The organism is Sodalis sp. RH21, assembly GCF_047324175.1.
In the GTDB taxonomy this organism is placed as follows: Bacteria; Pseudomonadota; Gammaproteobacteria; order Enterobacterales; family Enterobacteriaceae; genus Acerihabitans.
In genome coordinates this window covers 4517871-4535837 of sequence record NZ_CP178732.1, presented here as the reverse complement: position 1 = coordinate 4535837, position 17967 = coordinate 4517871, and the positions used below count along the sequence as shown (strand labels likewise).

The following is a 17967-nucleotide window of genomic DNA, read 5'->3' as shown; positions in this document are numbered from 1 at the left end:
GTGGGGATTCCTTTTTAGGCGTTAAGCCTGGCGAAAATGCGTTTCGCCAGGAAGGCCGGCGGCCTGCGGGTCAGCCCGTCGCGATATTTTGCCAAATGCGGCTGCCGAAATAGGCCAATGTAAGCAGCAGCACGCCGACCAGGCTCAGCCAAACCACACGGCGACCGCGCCAGCCTTCACGATAATGACCCCATAATAAAACAATATAGACGAGCCAGGCGATGATGGAGAGCACCGCTTTATGCAGATTTTCACCGCTAAACATATTCTGCATATACAGCAAGCCGGTGCATAAAGTGAGCGTGAGTAATATAACGCCCACCTGCGTGATATGGAACATCTTACGCTCGATGCCCATCAGCGGCGGCATATCGGCACTGAAGGTCAGCCGTTTGGTCTTGAGCATATGATCGAGCCAGGCCAGTTGGAAAGCATAAAGCGTGGCGATAATCAGCACCGAATAGGAGAACAGCGCCAGGCCGATATGCACCAGCAGCCCCGGCGTGGTTTCAAGGTGGGTGATGAATTCCCCGGGGATGATCGTGGAGGCCGCCAGATGGATCATGGCGAAAATATAGATGACGGGCAGCAGGAACCAGCCCCGGTTCAGGGTGGCGACCGAGGTCATCACAATGCCGATCACCAGGCTCACCAGCGACCCGATATTCAGCAGGCTCAGGTTTTGCCCGGCGTGTACATCGAAAATACGCAGATACAGGGCGCAGCCATGGCATACCAGCGCCACTACGGCGGCGAGTAACGCCAGGCGCCGGTAAGCGCTGTTCCTGCGCAAAATGCCGGGCAAAATCAGGCCGAGACTTAATGCGTAGGCAATAAAAGCCAGAAGGGCAATCCAGGACATATCGCTAATGGGCTTTGGCTAAGAAGAATGAGGCGATCAGTATAGCGTCAGCGGCGTCCCGCTCCAACCGTTCTCGTTGTTGGGGCAGCGATCTCCCGCTGCTTCGTGTTATACTACCCGGCAATAATGTCGCACAAGCGGCCGGACTCCAGGTTGAGCAGGTTGAGTAGAAAACGATGTTTGAAAATTTATCCGACAGATTATCGCGCTCGTTGCGCAATATCAGCGGCCGGGGCCGCCTGACAGAAGAGAACATTAAAGAAACCCTGCGCGAAGTGCGCATGGCGTTGCTCGAAGCCGACGTGGCGTTGCCCGTGGTGCGCGATTTTATTAATCGTGTAAAAGAGAGCGCGGTCGGCCAGGAAGTGAATAAAAGCCTTACCCCCGGCCAAGAGTTCGTCAAAATCGTGCGTACCGAACTGGTCAACGCGATGGGCGAGGAAAACAATGAGCTGAACCTGGCGGCCCAGCCGCCGGCGGTGGTATTGATGGCGGGCCTGCAAGGGGCCGGTAAAACCACCAGCGTCGCCAAGCTGGGCAAATACCTGCGCGAAAAGCACAAGAAAAAAGTGCTGGTGGTATCGGCCGACGTATACCGCCCCGCGGCGATCAAACAGCTGGAAACCCTGGCGGAAACCGTCGGCGTGGATTTTTTCCCCTCCGACGCCGCGCAAAAGCCCCTGGATATCGTCAGCCAGGCTTTGCAGCAGGCCAAGCTGAAGTTTTACGACGTGCTGCTGGTGGATACCGCCGGCCGCCTGCATGTCGATGCCGCCATGATGGACGAAATCAAACAGATCCATGCGGCCATCAGGCCGGTGGAAACCCTGTTTGTGGTGGACGCCATGACCGGGCAGGACGCCGCCAACACCGCCAAGGCCTTTAACGAGGCCCTGCCGCTCACCGGCGTGGTCCTGACCAAGGTCGACGGCGACGCGCGCGGCGGTGCGGCGCTGTCCATCCGCCAGATCACCGGCAAACCCATTAAATTCATGGGCGTGGGTGAAAAAACCGACGCTCTGGAGCCGTTCTACCCCGACCGTATCGCCGGGCGTATTCTGGGCATGGGCGATGTGCTTTCCTTGATCGAGGATATCGAAAGCAAGGTCGACCGCGCGCAGGCCGAAAAACTGGCCAATAAACTGAAAAAAGGCGACGGTTTCGACTTAACCGATTTCCTCGATCAGCTAAAACAGATGCGCAGCATGGGCGGCATGGCCAGCATGATGAGCAAGCTGCCCGGCGCCGGCCAACTGCCCGCCAATGTAAAATCGCAAATGGACGACAGCGTTCTGGTCCGCATGGAAGCCATCATTAATTCCATGACGCACAAGGAACGCGCCCAGCCCGAAATTATCAAGGGCTCCCGCAAACGCCGCATTGCCACCGGCTGCGGTTTACAGGTTCAGGACGTTAACCGCATGCTGAAACAATTCGACGACATGCAGCGCATGATGAAGAAGATGAAAAAGGGCGGAATGGCGAAAATGATGCGCAGCATGAAAGGTATGATGCCGCCCGGTTTCCCGGGGCGTTAACTATCGATTGCTTTTTGCTCCAAAACGAGTAATATTTTGGGGCTTTTTGTATGGCAACTGGGCCCCGTTCCTCGATGGGGCCCGGTTGTTTTATTAACTAAAGAGGATGTTATGGTAACAATTCGTTTGGCACGTGGCGGCGCAAAAAAACGCCCGTTTTATCAAATCGTCGTGACTGACAGCCGCAATGCGCGTGATGGTCGCTTTATTGAACGTATTGGCTTTTTCAACCCGATCGCTTCCGGTCAGGCTGAAGGCCTGCGTTTGGACTTGGATCGTATCGAGCATTGGGTCAGCCAGGGCGCAACCGTTTCAGAACGCGTTTCTGGATTGATTAAAGACGCTAAGAAAGCGGCTTAATGGATCTTGGTGGTAGCGATGAGCAAACAAATCCGTACCGCAATTCCCACTAACCCCATTGTAGTGGGTAAAATGGGATCGACGTATGGCATTCGCGGTTGGCTCAGAGTGTTTTCATCCACTGAAGAGTCCGAAAGCATTTTTGAATACCAGCCCTGGTTTATTAAACGGGCGGGTGAGTGGCAGCTTATCGAGCTGGAAGGCTGGAAGCGCCATAGCCAGGATTTGATCATTAAGGTCAAAGGCATGGAAGATCGGGAGGCCGCGGCTCTGCTGACGAACTGTGAAATCGTCGTGGACTCAACGCAGCTGCCGGCTCTTGACGCGGGTGATTATTACTGGAAAGACCTTACGGGTTGCCAGGTCGTAACCACCGCGGGTTATCAGCTCGGCGCAGTCATCGATATGATGGAAACCGGCTCCAACGATGTCATGGTGGTAAAAGCCAACCTGAAGGATGCCTTCGGTATTCAGGAACGTTTGATCCCGTTCCTAGACGGACAGGTTATCAAAAATGTCGATCTCAACGCTCATGTCATCGAGGTTGAATGGGACCCGAATTTTTGACCCCGGATGTAAAGCAGCTATTGGGTGGAACTGCGGTATGTGGATTGGTGTAATCAGCCTGTTTCCCGAAATGTTCCGCGCAATTACTGATTACGGGGTAACCGGCCGGGCAGTGAAAAACGGCCTGCTGGAAATGCAGTGCTGGAGTCCGCGTGATTTCACACACGATCGGCATCGCACCGTGGACGAACGCCCTTATGGCGGCGGACCGGGGATGCTGATGATGGTGCAGCCCTTGCGGGATGCCATTCACGAGGCGAAAAACACGGCAGGCGAAGGGGCGAAGGTTATTTATCTCTCCCCTCAGGGACGTAAGCTCGATCAGCAAGGTGTGAGCGAGCTGGCCGCCAATCGGAAGATTATTCTGGTATGCGGTCGTTATGAAGGTATAGATGAGCGCCTGATAGCCACCGAAATTGATGAAGAATGGTCAATCGGCGATTATGTGCTCAGCGGTGGTGAATTGGCGGCCATGGCGCTGATTGATTCCGTTTCCCGGTTTATACCGGGGGTGCTGGGTCATGAAGCCTCGGCGGCGGAAGACTCTTTCGCCGAAGGCTTGCTGGACTGCCCGCATTATACCCGTCCCGAGGTGTTGGCAGGCATGGAGGTTCCGCCGGTTTTGCTGTCGGGCAATCATGCTGAGATCCGCCGCTGGCGCTTGAAACAGTCGCTGGGCCGTACTTGGCTTAGAAGACCTGAACTTCTGGAAAGCCTAGCTCTGACTGACGAGCAAGCAAAGTTGCTGACTGAGTTCCAACGGGAATATCAGCCAAAGCAATAAAACTATTAAGGGCATCAGGGTTAACGCTCTGACTGGCCTGAACACTCAGTTTACCTAGGGTAAGAGACCTATTATGAGCAACATTATTAAACAGATTGAAGAAGAGCAGATGAAGCAGGACGTGCCTGCATTCCGTCCGGGTGATTCCGTGGAAGTGAAGGTATGGGTCGTTGAAGGCAGTAAAAAACGTCTGCAGGCATTCGAGGGCGTGGTTATCGCTATTCGTAACCGCGGTCTGCATTCTGCATTCACTGTTCGCAAAATTTCCAATGGCGAAGGTGTTGAGCGTGTATTCCAGACGCATTCACCGGTAATTGACAGCATTGCTGTTAAACGTCGTGGTGCCGTTCGTCAGGCGAAATTGTATTACCTGCGTGAACGTACTGGTAAGTCTGCCCGTATCAAAGAGCGTCTTAACGCCTAGTACGCTTTCGCAACATCCGAAAGCTTTTAGTTATCAGAGGGTCGGCCGGTTGGCTGACCCTTTTTTTATTTGGCGCGGCCCGGCGGATTAAGGCTGCGCCGCATCGATACCCTGCTGCCATTGCTGTTTAAGCGATTCCGCGTTGGCCGTTCCGTCGCAGCTGGCGGGGAAATTAACGCCTTTTATACCCAAGTCGCGTACCGTCGCGGCCTGGCATAATTTTTCCTGGCCGGCCAGGTATCCTTGCAGATAGGCATCCCGATCGATTTGCGGGTTGCCGAACCACTCCGCCAGGGTATCGTTATCGCGGACGATTTTGCCCGCCAGGGCATCATGATATCCCACCTGATACCACTGGGAGGGCGCGTGGCCGGTGTTCGGCGGGGCCATGGATGAGCTACAGCCACCGAGCAGCAATAATAGGGCACAGAAGGCACGAGTTTTCATTAGTATCCGGTCTTCAGCAGCAGAGCATTAAGTTTATCATAGGGATGGGTAATGCCAGACGCAAACTGAAGCGTCATGCCGCTGCGGGAAGTTAACGGCACCGGATGGGCACAGCGCCGGAGTCAAATTAAGTGTACATTTAAGTTTACGAAAATAGTATTGAATACTCAAATCCGCACCCGCAATAAATACTGTTATGACCTGTCCGTGACTCTTGGAAACAGTTTTTTATGCCGTTTAAGGACGAATATATGGCGTTTTTGAGCGAGTTTTATGCTGCTGTCCGCGTTTATTTGTCTGCCCGTTGGTAAGGGCAATGGTAGTAATAAAATATTTACACCTATGGATTGAAAACTTTACGACACATGGTATGGTATACCCATAAGCCAGCGGTCCAGGGGATTTACCCGACCCGCGGCCATCCCACTCTTTTTCAGGATACGCACCATGCAGAAAGACGCGCTCAATAATGTTCATATTATCGATGAACAGGTCATGATTACGCCGGAAGAATTAAAACGGCAATTTCCTTTAACCGATCGGGAACAGCAGGCTATCGCCTCGTCGCGCCAAACCATCGCCGATATCATCCATGGGCGCGATCCGCGTTTGCTGGTGGTTTGCGGTCCGTGTTCCATCCATGACCTGGATTCCGCCCTGGATTATGCCCGGCGGCTAACGGCGCTGTCGGCGGAGTTGGGCGATCAACTCTACATCGTTATGCGCGTCTATTTCGAAAAGCCCCGCACTACGGTGGGCTGGAAAGGGTTGATCAACGACCCCTACATGGATGGTTCGTTTGATGTGGAGGCCGGGCTGAAAATCGCCCGCGGCCTGCTGCTGGAACTGGTACGCCTGGGACTGCCCCTGGCCACCGAAGCGCTGGACCCCAATAGCCCGCAATATTTAGGCGATTTGTTCAGCTGGTCGGCCATTGGCGCCCGCACCACCGAATCCCAGACCCACCGGGAAATGGCCTCGGGCCTCTCCATGCCGGTCGGGTTTAAAAACGGCACCGACGGCAGCCTGGCCACCGCGATCAACGCCATGCGCGCCGCCGCCATGTCCCACCGGTTTATGGGCATTAACCAGGCGGGGCAGGTTTCTTTGCTGCAAACCCGCGGCAACCCTGACGGCCATGTGATTTTGCGCGGCGGCAAGCAGCCGAATTATCATGCCGCGGACATCGCGGATTGCGAGCAGCAAATGGCCAAAGCGGGGCTGAACGCGGCGCTGATGATCGATTGCAGCCACGGTAACTCCAATAAAGATTACCGTCGCCAGACCGAAGTGGCGCAATCGGCGCTGGAGCAGATTAAAGCGGGCAACCGTTCCATCATCGGACTGATGCTTGAAAGCCATATCAATGAAGGCAATCAATCATCCGATGGGCCGCGCGGCGACATGCGTTATGGCGTTTCGGTGACGGATGCCTGTATCAACTGGCCAACTACCGATACACTGTTACGACAACTGCATCATGAACTGCGCGATGTCCTTACGCGACGGCTGTCGGGAGAATAAGAAAGTATGGTAGCGGAGCTAAACGCATTACGGGATCAGATCGATGAGGTGGATAAAGCGTTGCTGGGTTTGCTGGCCAGGCGCCTGCATCTGGTAGCCGAGGTAGGGGAAGTAAAGAGCCGTTATGGGTTACCTATCTACGCCCCGGATCGCGAAACGGCCATGCTGGCGTCGCGCCGCCACGAAGCTCAGGCCCAGGGAGTTCCGCCGGACCTGATTGAAGATGTGTTAAGACGGGTGATGCGCGAGTCTTACTCCAGCGAAAATGACAAAGGGTTTAAAACGCTTTGCCCGCAGCTACGGCCGGTGGTGATAATCGGCGGTCGGGGCCAGATGGGCGGACTGTTCGCAAAAATGCTCACGTTGTCCGGTTACCAGGTGAAGATCCTGGAGCAGGAGGATTGGCCCCGGGCGCCGGATCTGCTGGCGGATGCGGGCATGGTGATTGTCAGCGTGCCGATCCACGTCACCGTGGAGGTTATCGAGCGCCTGCCGCCGCTCCCGGCCGATTGCATCTTGCTGGATCTGGCGTCGATAAAAAATGCGCCGCTGCAAGCGATGCTGGCCGCCCATAACGGGCCGGTGCTGGGTCTGCATCCCATGTTCGGACCGGATAGCGGCAGCTTGGCCAAGCAGGTGGTGGTGTATTGCGACGGGCGCCAGCCGGAAGCCTATCAGTGGTTGCTGGAGCAAATCCAGGTCTGGGGCGCGCGCCTGCACCGCAGCAGCGCGGTGGAGCACGATCAGAATATGGCGTTTATCCAGGCGCTGCGCCATTTCGCCACGTTTGCCTATGGGCTGCATCTGGCGGAAGAAAACGTCCAGTTGGAGCAGTTGCTGGCGCTGTCATCCCCTATCTACCGGCTGGAATTGGCGATGATCGGCCGGCTGTTTGCGCAAGATCCGCAGCTGTACGCGGATATCATCATGTCGTCAGAGAGCAACCTGGCCTTGATTAAACGCTATTACCAGCGCTTTGGCGAGGCTATCACCCTGCTTGAGCAGGGGGACAAACAGGCGTTTATCGATCGGTTTAAAAAAATCGAGCAGTGGTTCGGCAGTTATGCCGAGAGCTTCCTGGTGGAAAGCCGGATGTTGCTGCGCCAGGCCAACGATATCCGTAAATAACAGCGCCGCGGGCGTTGCTGCCATACCGCCAGGCGTATTTACTTCCTGGCGGTACGTTTTACTTTCCTGATGCGCCGGCGCTTATTGCGGTTCGACCGGCACTACGTTTTCCGATGGATAGCAGCCCAGCACTTTTAGTGAACGGGTAATGGCCTGTAACTCCACCAGGGCCTTTTGCATCGCCGTGCCCCGCAGGTTAGCCTGCACATCGATATAAAACATCTCTTCGCGCGGATTGCCATGAATGGGCCGCGATTCCAGCCGGGTCATCACGATGCCGTGATCGCGCAGCACCAAAAGCGCCTCCACCAGGGCGCCCGATTGCTGGCCGGTGGCCATGATCAGGGTGGTTTTGGCCGGCACCTGCTCGGACACGTCAATCGCCTTGCGCGCCAGCACGATAAAGCGGGTGAAATTTTGCTGTTGGTTGGCCAGGTTTTGCTCCAGTACCTGCAAACCGTAAAGCGCGCCGCCCGGGCCGCTGCCGAGCGCCGCCGCGTGCGGGGAGCGCAGCGCAGCCACTTTTTCCATGGCTGCGGCGGTGCTTTCGCAGTATTCAATCTTCCATTGCGGATAACGGTTGATAAACTGGCTGCATTGCTGGAACGGCTGCGGATGGCTATAAACCACCTCGATTTGGTCGAGGCTGGTGTCGCCGGCCACCAGTACGCAATGATCGATGGGATTGGTCAATTCACCCACCAGCGAGAGATTGGTGTGCTGCAGCAGGTCATAGACGTCGTTGATGGACCCTGAACTGCTATTTTCAATGGGCAGCACGCCGTAATCGGCCTGTCCGGTCTCCACTAACTGGATAATGTCCGGGAACTTCTGGCAGCCGCACTCCACGGTCTGGTCAAAATAACGCGCTCCGTATTGCCTGGCGGCTAAATGGGAATAGGACCCCTTTGGCCCGAGAAAAGCGATACGGGCCGAACGCTCCAGGTTCTGGTTGAGATCCGCCTGCAACAATGCCTGCTGGGTCAGCACGGAATCTTCAATAATCAGCTGAAACAGCCGGGTGACATAAAAACCGTCCAGATGCAGTTTTTTGCCTTCGGTCACCAGATGTTCCAGCAAATCCCGCTCGCGGGCTTTATCGCGGATGGGGCGATGGGTATTCAATTTGCTGCGTGCGACGTCCAGCGCCAGCTCGCGCCGTTCCGCCAGCAGCGCCAGGAGTTTGATATCCAGCGCGCTGATGCGCTCGCGCAGCGCTAATAATGGGTTGTCATTCATGTTGTTGTCACCTGTCAAACTGTCATAAAAAAAGCCTCCTGTGGTCAGGAGGCTTTTTTGTTCGTCTTCGTATTCTTTCTCATAGGACGACCGGCCTCCAGTTCAGGGGAAGGTAAAAAAGAAGGCGAAGAAAAACGGGTTGATATGCATGGCGTCAGCTTTATGGACTATGGGAGGGTTACAGTAACCGCTGGCTTTTCATTCTGTCAATATAAAACGCGCCGGGAGGGCGCGTTATGCTTGATTGGCAATAAATGAGCCGGTCTCGCGGGGGAGGGTCGCCCCAAAGACGCGCGCTGTAGGCTACCGCTATTCTTCTACGGCCAGATTGATGGACGTCTTGACGCATTCGGCGGCGCGGCGCGCTTCGCCTTTATGCTGAACTTTATTGAGCTGGCGCTCCAATTTTGCGATCAGCTCGTTAATGGCAACGTACATATCCTGGTTGCTGGCGCTGGCGACCAATTGTCCGTTAGGGGTGTTGAGGGTGGCATCGGCCACGAATCCCTGCGGTTGCTTTGAGAGGATTATATGAGGGTTTATCAGCTGGGTCTGCCATTTGGCAAGCTTGGCCAGACGCTCTTCGGCATGTTGACGAATGGCTGGAGTAATCTCCATTTGTTTACTGGTAATATTGATAATCATATCACTACCTCTCTTTTCGTCTACGTGGCTTAAGCATACCCCCCAATGACCGAAAAAGTGTGATTTATATCACTTTTTTTTCGGCGTTGCGGGGGCGATCACAGGTTTTGTGACCCTCGCGCCGGAAAGGGCGGGAGGGTCTTGAGTGTTGCCATTGAATGGGGCATTATTGACTGGATAACCAAATTGGATACCGGCCGGATAATGGCGACGCATCGCTGCCGGCCGCGGTTTTCCGTTCACGATCCGCCCCCGCTTCCTTCCCTTCCGCCGTGATTTACCCAACCTGGGCACAGGGGCAACCGCTGTTTGTTATCGCCGGCAAAACATGGGCAAAAAAAACGGTAGCCGAAGCTACCGTTGCGTTGATGGGACGGCGGCGGATCAGGCCGGATTGACGTTGATAATTTTCGCCACTTTGTCGGCCTGGCCCTGCAACTGCATTTGCTGATAGGCATTTTGCATCAGCGGCAGCGCGTCACGGGTCGCCTGCGCATCCGGGAAGTCGCGCAGCATCTGTTCAACCCGGTTGACTACGGCCACATAGGCGCCGCGTTTGGTGTAAAACTGCACAACCGCCAGCTCGTATTTGGCCAGGCGATCCTTCAGATAAACCAGACGTTTGCCGGCATCCGTGGCATACTGGCTGTTCGGGTACCCGCGAACCAGTTGCGTAAAATCACGGAAGGCCGCGCGGGCGTGTTCGGGGTCGCGGTCGGAACGATCCACGCCGAAGAACCCCTGCAATGCGCTGTCATCCAGCGCCATATCGGTAAGACCACGCATATAGAGGACATAATCCACGTTTGGATGCGTCGGATTCAGGCGCAGGAAACGGTCGATCGAGGCTTGGGCTAAGGTCAAATCCGCCGATTTATAGTAGGCATAAATCAAATCAAGCTGAACCTGCTGCGCATAGGGACCGAATGGATAGCGGTTATCCAGGGCTTCCAGTTCTTTGATGGCTCCCTTATAGTTGCCGTCCTGCAATTTCAACTGGGCGGACGCATAAATCTCAGAGGGCGGATTATCGGGAACGGCATCCTTGGAACTGGAGCAACCGACCAGCATCAGGCTCAATGTGGCTGCTGCCACCAGATATTTCATACGCATCATGACGTTTTGCTTATCCTCAGAGTGTTATTCCGGGAGACTGTCCGTTAAGTTCCCGAATGAGACCAGCTACAATAGCATATTATTCTAAACGGCATTGCCGTGAAAACCCAACGATAACGAAGAAGCTGCATATGGCACAACAACAACTCCTCACCGGAACGGTGAATGAATCACAACTTGGGCAACGATTAGATCAGGCTTTGGCCGAAATGTTCCCTGAATATTCACGATCGCGCATAAAAGTCTGGATACTCGACAGCAGGGTACGGGTCAACGGACAGGTCACCCCCACGCCGAAAGAAAAGGTCCTGGGCGGCGAGAGCATTGAAATTGATTCGATTATTGAAGAAGATACCCGCTGGGCCGCGCAAGATATCGCTTTGAATATCGTTTATGAAGACGACGATATCCTGGTGTTGAATAAACCCCGCGATCTGGTGGTGCATCCGGGCGCCGGCAATGCCGACGGCACTATTCTCAACGCGTTGCTGCATTATTATCCGGCCATTGCGGACGTGCCCCGGGCCGGTATCGTCCACCGCCTGGACAAGGACACCACCGGCCTGATGGTGGTCGCCAAGACCGTACCGGCGCAAACCCGGCTGGTTGAATCGCTGCAGGCGCGGGAAATCACCCGTGAATATGAAGCGGTCGCCATCGGCAATATGACCGCCGGCGGCACCGTGGAACAGCCGATTTCACGCCACCCCACCAAGCGCACCCATATGGCGGTGCACCCGATGGGCAAACCCGCGGTGACCCACTACCGGATCATGGAGCATTTTCGCGCCCATACCCGGCTGCGCCTGCGCCTGGAGACCGGCCGTACCCACCAGATCCGGGTACATATGTCCCATATCAACCATCCGCTGGTGGGCGACCCGCTCTACGGCGGCCGTCCGCGTCCGCCCAAAGGCGCGTCGGACGCGTTTGTCGAATTGTTGCGCGGTTTCGATCGCCAGGCCCTGCACGCCACCATGCTGCGGCTGTATCATCCTATTACCTCGATCGAAATGGAGTGGCACGCGCCGTTGCCGCAGGATATGGTGGATTTAATCGCCGCGATGAAAGCGGATACCGAAATGTTCAACGATCAAATGGACTAGCCGTGGGACATCTATTGGTTCCCGACTGGCCCGCGCCGGCTAACGTGCGGGCTTGCTCCACCACCCGCGGGGGCGGCGTAAGCCGGCAACCCTATGCGTCGCTGAACCTGGGCGATCATGTCGGGGACAGTCCGGACGCGGTGGCGCAAAACCGCCGGTGCCTGGCCGCCATGGCGGGACTGCCCGCCGCGCCGCGTTGGCTGGAGCAGGTGCACGGCACGGATGTCATCACCCTGGACGGCCCCCTTGACGGCGCGTTGGCGGCGCCATGCCGGGCCGACGCGGTATACACCCGCCTGCCCGGACAGGTATGCGCGGTGATGACCGCCGATTGTCTGCCGGTGCTTTTGTGCGACCAGGATGGCCGGGAAGTGGCTGCGGCCCACGCCGGCTGGCGCGGATTGAACGCCGGCATCCTGGAACAGACGCTGGCGCGCTTTGAGGCCGATCCCGCTGCGCTGATGGCATGGCTGGGGCCGGCGATAGGCCCGCGGGCGTTTGAAGTCGGTCCGGAGGTCAAAGCGGCGTTTGTCGCCCACGACCCCCAGGCGTCGGGCGCTTTTATCGCCCACGGGGATAAATATTTCGCCGATATTTATCAGTTGGCCCGGCTGCGGCTGCGCGCCGCCGGAGTCTGGCGCATCTATGGCGCGGACCATTGCACCGTGACGCAATCAGCATCATTTTTCTCATATCGGCGCGATGGAGTCACCGGACGTATGGCAAGTTTGGTCTGGCTGATATAATCTCTTTCACCAAGACGGTCCATGGCGGATGACGGGTGTCTCCCAACTATATTGGCGAAATATCCTTGAATTTTAAATAAACGACCTTATTTAATCTCCAGTAGCAATTTTGACCAATATGGGAGGAGTTATGCGCTTGGATCGTCTTACCAATAAATTCCAGCTTGCCCTCGCCGATGCCCAGTCCCTTGCACTCGGGCGCGACAATCAATTCATCGAACCATTACATGTTATGCAGGCCTTGCTCAATCAGGAAGGCGGCACCGTACGTCCATTGTTGCAATCCGCCGGCATTAATCCCGGATCGCTGCGCACCCTTATCGAACAGGCTATCGAGCGCCTGCCGCAGGTGGAAGGCACCGGCGGCGACGTCCAGCCTTCCGCGGATTTAGTCAGGGTATTGAATCTGTGCGATAAGCTGGCGCAAAAACGCGCGGACAGCTTTATTTCATCAGAACTGTTTGTGGTGGCGGCGCTGGAATCGCGCGGCACCCTGGCCGACCTGCTGAAATCAGCCGGCGCCACAGCGGAAAAAATCACCCAGGCCATTGAACAAATGCGAGGCGGGGATCACGTGAACGATCAAGGCGCCGAGGACCAACGGCAGGCATTGAAAAAATACACCATCGATCTGACCGAGCGGGCGGAGCAAGGCAAACTTGATCCGGTCATCGGCCGTGATGAAGAAATTCGCCGTACCATCCAGGTGCTGCAGCGCCGCACCAAGAACAACCCGGTGCTGATTGGCGAGCCCGGGGTGGGTAAAACCGCCATTGTCGAAGGTTTGGCGCAGCGCATCATTAACGGCGAGGTGCCCGAAGGCATGAAAAACAGCCGGGTACTGTCGTTGGATATGGGGTCGCTGGTGGCCGGCGCGAAATATCGCGGGGAGTTCGAGGAACGCCTCAAAGGGGTGTTGAGCGATTTGTCCAAGCAGGAAGGCCATATCATCCTGTTCATCGATGAATTGCACACCATGGTCGGGGCGGGTAAAGCCGATGGGGCCATGGATGCCGGCAATATGCTCAAGCCCGCCCTGGCGCGCGGCGAACTGCATTGCGTGGGCGCCACCACGCTGAACGAATACCGGCAATATATCGAAAAGGACGCGGCGCTGGAGCGTCGTTTCCAAAAGGTATTTGTCGCCGAGCCGAGCGTGGAGGATACCATCGCCATCCTGCGCGGCCTGAAAGAGCGTTATGAACTGCATCACCATGTGCAGATTACCGACCCGGCCATCGTGGCCGCGGCGACCTTGTCCCACCGGTATATTTCCGACCGGCAATTGCCTGACAAGGCCATCGACCTGATTGATGAAGCGGCTTCCAGCATCCGTATCCAAATCGATTCCAAGCCGGAAGCGCTGGATCGGCTCGAACGCCGTATCATCCAGCTTAAGCTGGAGCAGCAGGCGTTAAAGAAAGAGTCCGATGACGCCAGTATCAAACGCCTGGATATGCTTAACGCCGAGCTGTCCCAAAAGGAACGGGAATATTCCGAGCTGGAAGAAGAGTGGAAAGCCGAAAAGGCCTCGCTCTCCGGCACGCAAAACCTGAAGGCCGAACTGGAACAGGCGAAGTTGTCCATCGAGCAGGCGCGGCGCGTAGGGGATTTGGCGCGCATGTCCGAATTACAGTACGGCAAGATCCCAGAGCTGGAGAAACAGCTGGCGGCGGCGTCCCAGGCGGAAGGCAAAACCATGCGCCTGCTGCGTAACCGCGTCACCGATACCGAGATCGCCGAAGTTTTGGCGCGCTGGACCGGTATCCCGGTATCGCGCATGCTGGAAAGCGAACGGGATAAACTGGTGCGCATGGAGCAGGAACTGCACCAGCGGGTCATCGGCCAGAACGAAGCGGTGGAGGCGGTATCCAACGCCATCAGGCGCAGCCGCGCCGGTTTGGCGGACCCCAACCGGCCCATCGGTTCCTTTATGTTCCTAGGCCCGACCGGCGTGGGTAAAACCGAACTGTGCAAAGCGCTGGCCACCTTTTTGTTTAACAGCGATGACGCCATGGTGCGTATCGATATGTCCGAGTTCATGGAAAAACATTCCGTTTCGCGGTTAGTGGGCGCGCCTCCGGGATATGTCGGTTATGAAGAAGGGGGCTACCTGACGGAAGCGGTGCGCCGGCGCCCTTATTCGGTGATCTTGCTGGATGAAATAGAAAAAGCGCATCCGGATGTGTTCAACATCCTGCTGCAAGTATTGGATGACGGGCGCTTGACCGACGGGCAGGGGCGGACGGTGGATTTTCGCAACACCGTGGTGATCATGACGTCCAACCTGGGTTCCGATGTTATCCAGGAACGCTTTGGCCAGATGAACTACCAGGAAATGAAGGATATGGTGCTGGGTGTGGTCAGCCATCATTTCCGTCCGGAGTTTATTAACCGCGTGGACGAAGTGGTGGTATTCCATCCGCTGGGTCGGGAGCATATTGCCGAGATTGCGCAAATCCAGCTGCAGCGGCTGTACAAACGCCTGGAAGATCGCGGCTACACCATGACGCTGAGTCCGCAGGCGCTTGAGTTGCTCAGCGAAGCCGGATTTGATCCGGTATACGGCGCGCGGCCGCTGAAACGGGCGATCCAGCAGGAGATCGAAAACCCGCTGTCGCAGCAGATGCTGGCCGGAACGCTGGTTCCCGGCGTGCCTATCCGGCTGGAAGTGAAGGACGGCCATATCGTGGCGACCCAATAACTCGCTATCGTGCTGCGGGGCCAGCGTTTCTGATAGTCCCGGTTATGCAGATATCAGCCCCGCCGTTAATCGGCGGGGCTTTTTTATGCCCTGGCCTTCGTTTTCAGGAGGAAAAAGCGCCGTTTGGCGTAATATTGAGCAATCAGCCGTTTTTTTCAAATTAAGCCTTGTCAGGCCCGAGAAAGTCCCTATAATGCGCCTCCACTGACCGGGAACAAACGCTAACGCGACGCCGGGTCGGCAAGGGAAAAGCGCTCCGCCGCACCACGGGCCGGAGCAAATAAAAGCTTGACTCTTCAGCGGGAAAACGTAATATACGCAACCCGCGCCAGGTGAGTTTTACATCACGCTGGCCATGCTCTTTAACAATTTATCAGACAATCTGTGTGGGCACTCACAAGACGGTATCGAAACACAACAATACCAAGTCTTGAAGAGTGACATACGGTAATTCAAAAGATTAACAGTATGACAATCTTTGAGCATCAAGCTTTTAATTGAAGAGTTTGATCATGGCTCAGATTGAACGCTGGCGGCAGGCCTAACACATGCAAGTCGAGCGGCAGCGGAAAGTAGCTTGCTACTTTGCCGGCGAGCGGCGGACGGGTGAGTAATGTCTGGGGATCTGCCTGATGGTGGGGGATAACTACTGGAAACGGTAGCTAATACCGCATAACGTCGCAAGACCAAAGTGGGGGACCTTCGGGCCTCACGCCATCGGATGAACCCAGATGGGATTAGCTAGTAGGTGAGGTAATGGCTCACCTAGGCGACGATCCCTAGCTGGTCTGAGAGGATGACCAGCCACACTGGAACTGAGACACGGTCCAGACTCCTACGGGAGGCAGCAGTGGGGAATATTGCACAATGGGGGAAACCCTGATGCAGCCATGCCGCGTGTGTGAAGAAGGCCTTCGGGTTGTAAAGCACTTTCAGCGAGGAGGAAGGGGTAGGGGTTAATAGCGCTTATCATTGACGTTACTCGCAGAAGAAGCACCGGCTAACTCCGTGCCAGCAGCCGCGGTAATACGGAGGGTGCGAGCGTTAATCGGAATTACTGGGCGTAAAGCGTACGCAGGCGGTCTGTTAAGTCAGATGTGAAATCCCCGGGCTTAACCCGGGAACTGCATTTGAAACTGGCAGGCTAGAGTCTCGTAGAGGGGGGTAGAATTCCAGGTGTAGCGGTGAAATGCGTAGAGATCTGGAGGAATACCGGTGGCGAAGGCGGCCCCCTGGACGAAGACTGACGCTCAGGTACGAAAGCGTGGGGAGCAAACAGGATTAGATACCCTGGTAGTCCACGCTGTAAACGATGTCGATTTGAAGGTTGTGGCCTTGAGCCGTGGCTTTCGGAGCTAACGCGTTAAATCGACCGCCTGGGGAGTACGGCCGCAAGGTTAAAACTCAAATGAATTGACGGGGGCCCGCACAAGCGGTGGAGCATGTGGTTTAATTCGATGCAACGCGAAGAACCTTACCTACTCTTGACATCCAGAGAAGTTTGCAGAGATGCGAATGTGCCTTCGGGAGCTCTGAGACAGGTGCTGCATGGCTGTCGTCAGCTCGTGTTGTGAAATGTTGGGTTAAGTCCCGCAACGAGCGCAACCCTTATCCTTTGTTGCCAGCACGTAATGGTGGGAACTCAAAGGAGACTGCCGGTGACAAACCGGAGGAAGGTGGGGATGACGTCAAGTCATCATGGCCCTTACGAGTAGGGCTACACACGTGCTACAATGGCGCATACAAAGAGAAGCGAACTCGCGAGAGCCAGCGGACCTCACAAAGTGCGTCGTAGTCCGGATTGGAGTCTGCAACTCGACTCCATGAAGTCGGAATCGCTAGTAATCGTGGATCAGAATGCCACGGTGAATACGTTCCCGGGCCTTGTACACACCGCCCGTCACACCATGGGAGTGGGTTGCAAAAGAAGTAGGTAGCTTAACCTTCGGGAGGGCGCTTACCACTTTGTGATTCATGACTGGGGTGAAGTCGTAACAAGGTAACCGTAGGGGAACCTGCGGTTGGATCACCTCCTTACCGAAAGATACCTCATTGTGACGTGTCCACACAGATTGTCTGATAACTGTATTGAGCAACAGAACGTATGGTTTTGTACGTGAGGCGTCGCCTGACAGTAGGAGAGCAACGCGATGCGTTGTTCGGCTAGAAAAGGGTCGCTGATGTGCGCCGTAAGTGTAAGGTGTGGCCTGCAATAGGTGAGCAACGCGATGCGTTGTTCAGCTAGAAAAGGGTCGCTTACTTTCATTAATGAAAGTTTCGCCTTACACGGAAAAGCAACGCGGTGCGTTGCATGCATTTTCCGTGTCCCCTTCGTCTAGTGGCCTAGGACACTGCCCTTTCACGGCGGTAACAGGGGTTCGAACCCCCTAGGGGACGCCAAACCGCCTTACGAACTGTCACCCAGACCATTACTCATTGTCTGATCATTTCAGAGCACATTTACGCGTGAAAACGTGCGAGTATGCTGCGAAATACTGCTCTTTAACAATCCGGAACAAGCTGAAAATTTGAAATACCATGCTGAGCAAAATCAGTATGCGAGTCTCTCAAATAAGCAAATCCAAGTTGTTGCCGTGTCGATGGCAACATCTGATACTTTCTCTGTCGCCAAGGTGCGGTTTTTTGACCACGCTGAGGCTAGACGGTGCGAGCGATTACAGGGCAAGGCGCCCGGCACGGAGAAACCGCAGTGGACTGTCTGTCCATGAGGATTTCGAGTACCGGGGCAACGCCGCCATGAAGTCGCGCAGCCCGTC

The 17967-nt window shown here is 55.7% G+C and carries 16 protein-coding genes, 1 tRNA gene, 1 rRNA gene and 1 other annotated feature; of the genes, 12 read left to right on the top strand and 6 right to left on the bottom strand.

From position 1 onward, the window contains the following. Positions 1–70 precede the first annotated feature (70 nt). Positions 71–862, bottom strand: a complete 792-nt coding sequence (locus tag ACL2XP_RS20985) for an inner membrane protein YpjD (RefSeq protein WP_413735097.1) — start codon at positions 860–862, stop codon at positions 71–73. 176 nt (positions 863–1038) lie between these two features. Between ACL2XP_RS20985 and ffh the strand changes: the two genes are divergently transcribed. The 5 genes from ffh to rplS all read left to right on the top strand — a co-directional run bounded on the left by ffh (position 1039) and on the right by rplS (position 4535). Beyond that, the gene (ffh, locus tag ACL2XP_RS20980) at positions 1039–2400 is read left to right on the top strand and encodes a signal recognition particle protein (RefSeq protein WP_413735096.1); all 1362 of its coding nucleotides are present in this window, start codon (positions 1039–1041) and stop codon (positions 2398–2400) included. Positions 2401–2511: 111 nt separating this feature from the next. Next, positions 2512–2760: a 30S ribosomal protein S16 gene (gene rpsP, locus ACL2XP_RS20975; RefSeq protein ID WP_323479966.1), complete on the top strand. Its 249-nt coding sequence runs from the start codon at positions 2512–2514 to the stop codon at positions 2758–2760. Positions 2761–2778: 18 nt separating this feature from the next. Continuing rightward, the gene (gene rimM, locus ACL2XP_RS20970; RefSeq protein ID WP_413735095.1) at positions 2779–3327 is read left to right on the top strand and encodes a ribosome maturation factor RimM; all 549 of its coding nucleotides are present in this window, start codon (positions 2779–2781) and stop codon (positions 3325–3327) included. 37 nt (positions 3328–3364) lie between these two features. Then, positions 3365–4111 (top strand): tRNA (guanosine(37)-N1)-methyltransferase TrmD, encoded by a 747-nt coding sequence (gene trmD / locus ACL2XP_RS20965; RefSeq protein WP_413739242.1) that lies wholly within the window; start codon positions 3365–3367, stop codon positions 4109–4111. Between the two features lie 73 nt (positions 4112–4184). After that, complete coding sequence (gene rplS / locus ACL2XP_RS20960; RefSeq protein WP_413735094.1) at positions 4185–4535, top strand: 50S ribosomal protein L19; 351 nt, start codon at positions 4185–4187, stop codon at positions 4533–4535. Positions 4536–4622: 87 nt separating this feature from the next. Here the strand turns inward: rplS and ACL2XP_RS20955 are convergent, their stop codons facing one another. Further along, entirely contained in the window at positions 4623–4982 is a 360-nt protein-coding gene (locus tag ACL2XP_RS20955; protein ID WP_413735093.1) for a DUF2799 domain-containing protein, read from the bottom strand. Positions 4983–5429: 447 nt separating this feature from the next. Between ACL2XP_RS20955 and ACL2XP_RS20950 the strand changes: the two genes are divergently transcribed. Then, entirely contained in the window at positions 5430–6506 is a 1077-nt protein-coding gene (locus ACL2XP_RS20950; RefSeq protein WP_413735092.1) for a 3-deoxy-7-phosphoheptulonate synthase, read from the top strand. A gap of 6 nt (positions 6507–6512) precedes the next feature. Continuing rightward, the gene (tyrA, locus tag ACL2XP_RS20945; protein WP_413735090.1) at positions 6513–7634 is read left to right on the top strand and encodes a bifunctional chorismate mutase/prephenate dehydrogenase; all 1122 of its coding nucleotides are present in this window, start codon (positions 6513–6515) and stop codon (positions 7632–7634) included. Between the two features lie 81 nt (positions 7635–7715). Here the strand turns inward: tyrA and pheA are convergent, their stop codons facing one another. The 4 genes from pheA to bamD form a co-directional block, all read right to left on the bottom strand. Further along, positions 7716–8873: a bifunctional chorismate mutase/prephenate dehydratase gene (gene pheA / locus ACL2XP_RS20940; protein ID WP_413735089.1), complete on the bottom strand. Its 1158-nt coding sequence runs from the start codon at positions 8871–8873 to the stop codon at positions 7716–7718. A 24-nt stretch (positions 8874–8897) separates the two neighbouring features. After that, positions 8898–9024 (bottom strand) — a sequence feature (Phe leader region). After that, complete coding sequence (pheL, locus tag ACL2XP_RS20935) at positions 8976–9023, bottom strand: pheA operon leader peptide PheL (protein ID WP_413739241.1); 48 nt, start codon at positions 9021–9023, stop codon at positions 8976–8978. It overlaps the preceding feature by 48 nt. A gap of 158 nt (positions 9025–9182) precedes the next feature. After that, positions 9183–9518, bottom strand: coding sequence for a ribosome-associated translation inhibitor RaiA (gene raiA / locus ACL2XP_RS20930; RefSeq protein WP_413735088.1), 336 nt, complete (start codon positions 9516–9518; stop codon positions 9183–9185). A gap of 384 nt (positions 9519–9902) precedes the next feature. Next, entirely contained in the window at positions 9903–10634 is a 732-nt protein-coding gene (gene bamD, locus ACL2XP_RS20925) for an outer membrane protein assembly factor BamD (RefSeq protein WP_413735087.1), read from the bottom strand. Between the two features lie 131 nt (positions 10635–10765). On the opposite strand from bamD, the gene rluD reads away from it, so the two are divergent. From rluD to ACL2XP_RS20900, 5 genes are all read left to right on the top strand, one after another. Further along, on the top strand, positions 10766–11740 hold the full coding sequence (rluD, locus tag ACL2XP_RS20920) for a 23S rRNA pseudouridine(1911/1915/1917) synthase RluD (RefSeq protein ID WP_413735086.1): 975 nt from the start codon (positions 10766–10768) through the stop codon (positions 11738–11740). Positions 11741–11742: 2 nt separating this feature from the next. After that, positions 11743–12486, top strand: a complete 744-nt coding sequence (gene yfiH / locus ACL2XP_RS20915; protein ID WP_413735084.1) for a purine nucleoside phosphorylase YfiH — start codon at positions 11743–11745, stop codon at positions 12484–12486. A 130-nt stretch (positions 12487–12616) separates the two neighbouring features. After that, the gene (clpB, locus tag ACL2XP_RS20910) at positions 12617–15190 is read left to right on the top strand and encodes an ATP-dependent chaperone ClpB (protein ID WP_413735083.1); all 2574 of its coding nucleotides are present in this window, start codon (positions 12617–12619) and stop codon (positions 15188–15190) included. 494 nt (positions 15191–15684) lie between these two features. Continuing rightward, positions 15685–17227 (top strand): 16S ribosomal RNA (locus ACL2XP_RS20905). 287 nt (positions 17228–17514) lie between these two features. After that, positions 17515–17590 (top strand) — tRNA-Glu (locus ACL2XP_RS20900). The last annotated feature ends 377 nt before the right edge of the window (positions 17591–17967 follow it).

What these genes read in the sequence shown, in the direction of transcription:
- ACL2XP_RS20985 (WP_413735097.1), bottom strand. Translation starts at nt 862, where the DNA reads ATGTCCTGGATTGCCCTTCTGGCTTTTATTGCCTACGCATTAAGTCTC.
- ffh (WP_413735096.1), top strand. Translation starts at nt 1,039, where the DNA reads ATGTTTGAAAATTTATCCGACAGATTATCGCGCTCGTTGCGCAATATC.
- rpsP (WP_323479966.1), top strand. Translation starts at nt 2,512, where the DNA reads ATGGTAACAATTCGTTTGGCACGTGGCGGCGCAAAAAAACGCCCGTTT.
- rimM (WP_413735095.1), top strand. Translation starts at nt 2,779, where the DNA reads ATGAGCAAACAAATCCGTACCGCAATTCCCACTAACCCCATTGTAGTG.
- trmD (WP_413739242.1), top strand. Translation starts at nt 3,365, where the DNA reads ATGTGGATTGGTGTAATCAGCCTGTTTCCCGAAATGTTCCGCGCAATT.
- rplS (WP_413735094.1), top strand. Translation starts at nt 4,185, where the DNA reads ATGAGCAACATTATTAAACAGATTGAAGAAGAGCAGATGAAGCAGGAC.
- ACL2XP_RS20955 (WP_413735093.1), bottom strand. Translation starts at nt 4,982, where the DNA reads ATGAAAACTCGTGCCTTCTGTGCCCTATTATTGCTGCTCGGTGGCTGT.
- ACL2XP_RS20950 (WP_413735092.1), top strand. Translation starts at nt 5,430, where the DNA reads ATGCAGAAAGACGCGCTCAATAATGTTCATATTATCGATGAACAGGTC.
- tyrA (WP_413735090.1), top strand. Translation starts at nt 6,513, where the DNA reads ATGGTAGCGGAGCTAAACGCATTACGGGATCAGATCGATGAGGTGGAT.
- pheA (WP_413735089.1), bottom strand. Translation starts at nt 8,873, where the DNA reads ATGAATGACAACCCATTATTAGCGCTGCGCGAGCGCATCAGCGCGCTG.
- raiA (WP_413735088.1), bottom strand. Translation starts at nt 9,518, where the DNA reads ATGATTATCAATATTACCAGTAAACAAATGGAGATTACTCCAGCCATT.
- bamD (WP_413735087.1), bottom strand. Translation starts at nt 10,634, where the DNA reads ATGATGCGTATGAAATATCTGGTGGCAGCAGCCACATTGAGCCTGATG.
- rluD (WP_413735086.1), top strand. Translation starts at nt 10,766, where the DNA reads ATGGCACAACAACAACTCCTCACCGGAACGGTGAATGAATCACAACTT.
- clpB (WP_413735083.1), top strand. Translation starts at nt 12,617, where the DNA reads ATGCGCTTGGATCGTCTTACCAATAAATTCCAGCTTGCCCTCGCCGAT.